The 5,409-nt window shown below is 40.8% G+C and carries 4 protein-coding genes, 1 pseudogene and 1 riboswitch; of the genes and pseudogenes, 2 read left to right on the top strand and 3 right to left on the bottom strand.

What is annotated here, in order from left to right; genetic code table 11:
- The 3 genes and pseudogenes from CIL05_RS22735 to CIL05_RS21235 all read right to left on the bottom strand — a co-directional run.
- Positions 1 to 72: pseudogene (locus CIL05_RS22735) on the bottom strand (S-ribosylhomocysteine lyase); the annotation flags it as partial.
- A gap of 41 nt (positions 73 to 113) precedes the next feature.
- Entirely contained in the window at positions 114 to 1,418 is a 1,305-nt protein-coding gene (locus CIL05_RS21240) for a Na+/H+ antiporter NhaC family protein (protein ID WP_095657534.1), read from the bottom strand.
- A gap of 63 nt (positions 1,419 to 1,481) precedes the next feature.
- On the bottom strand, positions 1,482 to 2,246 hold the full coding sequence (locus CIL05_RS21235) for an SDR family NAD(P)-dependent oxidoreductase (protein ID WP_095657533.1): 765 nt from the start codon (positions 2,244 to 2,246) through the stop codon (positions 1,482 to 1,484).
- A 103-nt stretch (positions 2,247 to 2,349) separates the two neighbouring features.
- Positions 2,350 to 2,453, bottom strand: a riboswitch (SAM riboswitch).
- Between the two features lie 305 nt (positions 2,454 to 2,758).
- On the opposite strand from CIL05_RS21235, the gene CIL05_RS21230 reads away from it, so the two are divergent.
- Both CIL05_RS21230 and CIL05_RS21225 read left to right on the top strand, forming a co-directional pair.
- Positions 2,759 to 4,273 carry a Na+/H+ antiporter NhaC family protein gene (locus CIL05_RS21230; RefSeq protein ID WP_095657532.1) on the top strand — a complete coding sequence of 505 codons (1,515 nt, stop codon included), beginning with the start codon at positions 2,759 to 2,761 and terminating at the stop codon, positions 4,271 to 4,273.
- Between the two features lie 419 nt (positions 4,274 to 4,692).
- The gene (locus tag CIL05_RS21225; RefSeq protein ID WP_095657531.1) at positions 4,693 to 5,091 is read left to right on the top strand and encodes a hypothetical protein; all 399 of its coding nucleotides are present in this window, start codon (positions 4,693 to 4,695) and stop codon (positions 5,089 to 5,091) included.
- The last annotated feature ends 318 nt before the right edge of the window (positions 5,092 to 5,409 follow it).

The following is a 5,409-nucleotide window of genomic DNA, read 5'->3' as shown; positions in this document are numbered from 1 at the left end:
CAAGCGGATATAAGGTGCTTTCACCTTTGTATGATCCAGGTTAAAACTTTCAACATTCATTGTTTTTACCATTATAAATACACTCCTTATCTTTTAATCTATTTTAACATATTTTAATTACTGTTCAGCTTTTTCAATCTCGGAAAACCAATAAGAATTGCTATCACTCCACAAATAGCAAGTGCGATTGGATAAAATGAATACGGTATGATGCTGATTGGTGAAATTGCAGCCAATCCTGAGGCGGCAAGCATTTGCCCGCCATATGGAACAATTCCCTGCCAAGCGCCTGCAAAAATATCCAATAGACTGGCAGATTTTCGCGGATCAATTTTATATTCATCTGCAATATTTTTTGCCAGCGGACCAGTCATGATGATGGAAATCGTATTGTTGGCCGTAGCGATGTCTGCGGTGCTCACCAATCCGGCAATCCCGAATTCTGCGCCTCTTTTTGTTTTGATCCTGCTCGTCACTGCATTCAGTAGCCATTCGATTCCGCCATTATGCTGGATGATGCCAATCATTCCGCCGATGAAAACTGCAACGATCGCAATATCCTCCATATTTATTACACCCTGCGAAACAGCTTGGATGAGCCCGGTTCCAGTAAAAGAACCATTAAACAGTCCAATGATTCCGGCAAATAATGTTCCGCCGAAAAGGACAATAAGCACATTGACACCAGCGATTGCTGTCACTAAAACAGCTAGGTATGGGAGAACTTTTATAAATTCATATGGATAATCTCCGAGCGTATTCACTGCGTCACCTAGGCCGATCAGCCAGAGTATCACGGCTGTCACAATCGCCCCTGGCATCACAATGAAAAAGTTCGTTTTAAATTTATCACTCATTTTTGTCTTCTGTGTCCGGACGGCTGCGATGGTTGTATCTGAAATCATGGACAGATTATCACCAAACATTGCCCCGCCGATTACGGTTGCCATAGCCAAGGCAAGCGGAATTCCCGTTTGCTCTGCGATTCCAATTCCTATTGGAGCAAGTGCAGCAACTGTCCCCATCGAAGTTCCCATGGATATCGAGATAAAACAGGCGACAATAAACAGTCCGACCATCAATAAATTACTGGGGATCAGAGATAACCCCATATTAACGGTAGATTCCACAGCACCCATCCCTTTAGCAGTTTCAGCAAACGCACCTGCCAGGACAAAAATAACTACCATTAACATGATATTGGGATGACCGGCCCCTTTTGCAAAAAATTCTATTTTGGCTGATAATTTTTCTTTTCTGTTCATTGCAAGCGCAATTGCTGATGCAATAATTACCGCTACGTTGATTGGCATATTCGAAAAGTCTCCGGTAATTAATCCCGTGCCAATGAATAAAGCTACGAAAATAATCAATGGAAACAATGCCGAGAAGCTTCCCTTATTTGCTTGATTGGTCATAAAAATACCCCCTGATTTTTATTTTTCTATTTTAATATAGGGGGAAATCCTATAAAACTATGTTTAGTTCATCGTCATTCCGCCTGTAACGTTAATCCCCTGTCCAGTCATGTAATCTGAAAAATGTGATGCGAGAAAGACTGCAACATTCGCTATATCCTCAGGGGTTCCAGTTCTACCCAGTGGAACTTGTGAGTCGTCCTCCTGCTTGATTGCTGCTGCGTCAACCTTCCGCAGTTTCCCGCCTATGACTCTCTCTGTCTGCTTCATCTCTGTTTCCACGATGCCGGGACAAATTGCATTGACATTGATTTTATCCTTTGCAAGTTCCAGTCCGGCAACTTTGGTCATCCCAAGAACTGCATGCTTTGATGCCACATAGCTGCCCATTAATTGATACCCGTTTTTGCCTGCCTGTGAAGCAATGTTGATGATCTTCCCGCCATTACCTTGCTGCTTTAATACCTTCGCAGCTGCCTGCATGCATAGATAAACCCCTTTTGCATTGACATCCATCGTTTTATCCCAGTCACTTTCCTTCATGTCAACAAAATAATCCATTGTCGAGATCCCTGCATTATTCACTAAAATATCCAATCTTCCAAAATGCTCCGTCACCTTTTCGATCATTTTTTCTACCTGATCACTTTTGGATACATCTGCGGGGACATAAACTATACGATCGTTAGAATCCTTTTCATGAACAGCCATGTCCACAACCGCAACCTTAGCACCACAGTCCATCAACGCATCGGCAATTGCCTTGCCAATTCCATTCGCGCCACCAGTAACAATGGCGACCTTACCTGTTAAATCCATCGTATACATCAGCTGTACTCCTTTCTTAGACAACGGGGCAAAACCTGTCCTTAAAATTAAAAAACCTCTTCTTGAGATAAGAAGAGGTTAAATGCACATTAGCGATTTTCTCTTCTTATCTCGTAGCTTTCCTGCTACTGGAATTGGCACAGTACTATAAAATAGTCCGCTGCCGAGGTATCAAAAGGCCAGTCCCTCCACCTCTCTGGATAAGAAAATTCATATTATGTAATTGATTAATAATTAAGATACATGAAATTGAATTGGAAGTCAATGTATTCGGAGTGTTTTGGTGGGGATTGTTTTGGGGTGCTTGGTGAAACGGGGGGACGGTTCTCCTGTTTCAAATCAATAGAAGCAGTGAGGCAAGAGAACCGTCCCCATGTTTCCAGCAAAAGAACCGTTTTCGTGTTTCCAACCCCTTGTCAAATAGTTAAATAGATAGTATACTAATCTGTATAATTTTACATTAAAATGTATAAATATACACACTTTACATCATAGAGAGGGAGAATTTCACTATGGAACACATGGGGATCATATCATTAATTCCGCCGATTATTGCGGTGATTTTAGCAATTATTACTAAAAATGTTGTTATTTCTTTATTTTCCGGTGTATTTATCGGCGTATTGATTCTAGTAGGGGGAAATCCGCTGGAGGCAACGATGTCAACCATCGGAAATTATGTCTATCCACAGCTTTCAGATGGATACAATGCTGGCATACTTGTGCTACTTTTCTTCATTGGAGGCTTTGTTGCCTTGATGGAAAATTCAGGTGGTGGTGCCGCACTTGCTTATCATGCGATTAAATATATAAACTCGCGTGCAAAAGCTCAGGTTTCCGCTTGGATTGGAGGTATCATCATTTTTTTCTCTGATTTAGGTACCCCACTAATTGTTGGACCTGTTTTTGAAAATGTATTTGATAAGCTAAAGATTTCAAGAGAGAAACTGGCTTGGATTATTGACTCTACATCCTCTCCATTTGCTGTATTGATTCCTTTCATTGGCTGGGGTGTCTATATTATGGGGCTAATCCGAAATGAATTTGATTTGATAGGTATTACAACATCTGAATTTGATACACTTGTCGGGGTCATTCCATTTCAATTTTATGCCCTCATGGCGGTTATTATGGTACCACTTGTTACAATGACAAATTTGGATTTTGGGCCAATGGCAAAAGCGGAAAAACGGGTACGGGAGACTGGAGCGTTATACTGGCCGGAATCAAAGCCACTAAGGAAACCAGACGAACAGCAGAAGTATACGAAAGGGTCCAAAGCAATCCTGATTTGGCTGCCACTTTTAGTACTATTTATCACATTATTTAGTTTAATGATTTCATATGGCTTCCCATTTGAACAAGTTGCAGGAAGTGACTTCAGGATTTCACTAACGACAGCATATCTTTTTGCAGCCATAACCATCATTATTTTAATGCTAGTCTTTAAGATTAAAAAATTCAATGCGATATTCGATATTTATACATCAGGTATGCAGCGGATGACCTATGTCGCGGTTACCCTTGTTCTTGCCTGGGCGCTGGGCACAGTCATCAGTGAAATGGGAACGGCCATGTATATTGTTGAAATTATAGAAGGGAATATTCCCATATTTATTATTCCTGCACTATTATTTCTTGTAGGTGCCATTATGTCCCTTGCTTCCGGAACGTCATGGGGTACTTTCGCCATCATGCTCCCGATCGCAATTCCAATGGCGGTGACATTAGATGCACACTTACTTGTCTGTATCGGTGCCGTTCTTTCAGGTGGAATATTTGGTGATCACACCTCGCCCATCTCAGACACAACAATACTATCATCTACAGGTGCAGGCGCTGACCACATTGATCACATCAAAACGCAGTTTCCGTATGCGATGCTAAATGGGGTTGTTTCATTTATTGGATTTATTGCAGCAGGAATCACGGGATCTGCATGGACACTTATTTTAACAGCGGTGTTGCTGGTTGTTGCAGTGGTAGGATTGAGTAAAATTCAGAAGAATAGGGGGCAGACTGCGTAGCTCGGGTGCCAGGCACTTCGTGGAAGCTCCGGACTTCCCAAAGTTGAGAGATAGCTTAAGAAAGTTGAGAGAACCTGGTAAATAGTTGAGAGACAGCCCCTGAAAGTTGAGAGATAACTGTATAAATCTTGATTCTCTCTCAACTCTGCAACATCGTCTCTCAACTTTGGCCTTCCATCTCTCAACTCTGCGATATCGTCTCTCAACTTTGGGCTTCTATCTTTCAACTTCGGAGTAAGGAGCCCCGCACACCTAATAATGATTTCCGGTCAGATCCTTGAATGTAGACCTCGCCTACTATGTGTATTGTATTGTTTCACAAGTAAACTGTTCTCCCGTTCACTTATATTTCTCCCTCCAAAAGCCAATACTGTCTATCGATGGCTCATTTTTCTAATGCAAGGAGGGGGAATAGCAATATGCCTTTTGTGCGAGGGGATGCACATAAATTATATCTTGAATTACAGAAGAACCAACATATAAATTCAAACAGGAAGTTAAAAGAGGCATCTGAAATTAAAGCTTTTTATGAGTCGCTTGATTACAATACATTACAATTAGTTTATTATCGAATGATAAAGGAACAAAACGGTTCTGGGATGATTCCTATTTATGTTACAGCGATTCCCTGGCTGTTATTTTTATTTTCCGGGAAAGTTCAGGATTTTTTGTTTCAAAAAGGAAGTATTATTTGGGTGATTTTTGTCACCATTTACTTGAGTCTATTAACGATAAGTACGCTTTCCCATTTTAGAGAAAAGGCTTGGGCAGCTTTGCATATTGAAATAATTACGGATGTCTTACATGACAAGAAATAGAATATTTTAGGGCGATTATGCAAAAATCCTTTTTGATGAAGACTAATAAGGAACGGGAATAGCTCGACTTAGTCTAATAACTTTAAAATGGACCGAAGATGGCACTCTTTAAAATAGAGTGTCTTTTTTTATAGAACGGGGGGACGGTTCTACTGTTTCAAAACAATGGAAACTGAAACAAGAGAACCGTCCGAGACCAGTGAAAAAGTCACCATTCTAGCCCAAAATCTCAGAAGAAGTGAAAATCTGTATAATCTAGCCTCAATTTAACAGAATTCGCATAAAAAAAACCCCCAAAATGGTATAATTAGTATGACC

This window comes from Virgibacillus profundi (genome assembly GCF_002287375.1).
In the GTDB taxonomy this organism is placed as follows: domain Bacteria; phylum Bacillota; class Bacilli; order Bacillales; family Amphibacillaceae; genus Virgibacillus_K; species Virgibacillus_K profundi.
The sequence above is the reverse complement of the archived record's forward strand: the minus strand, read 5'-3'. Positions and strand labels throughout refer to the sequence as shown.

Coding starts and splice junctions, on each gene's coding strand:
- CIL05_RS21240 (WP_095657534.1), bottom strand. CDS start 1,418: ATGACCAATCAAGCAAATAAGGGAAGCTTCTCGGCATTGTTTCCATTG.
- CIL05_RS21230 (WP_095657532.1), top strand. CDS start 2,759: ATGGAACACATGGGGATCATATCATTAATTCCGCCGATTATTGCGGTG.
- CIL05_RS21225 (WP_095657531.1), top strand. CDS start 4,693: ATGCCTTTTGTGCGAGGGGATGCACATAAATTATATCTTGAATTACAG.
- CIL05_RS21235 (WP_095657533.1), bottom strand. CDS start 2,246: ATGTATACGATGGATTTAACAGGTAAGGTCGCCATTGTTACTGGTGGC.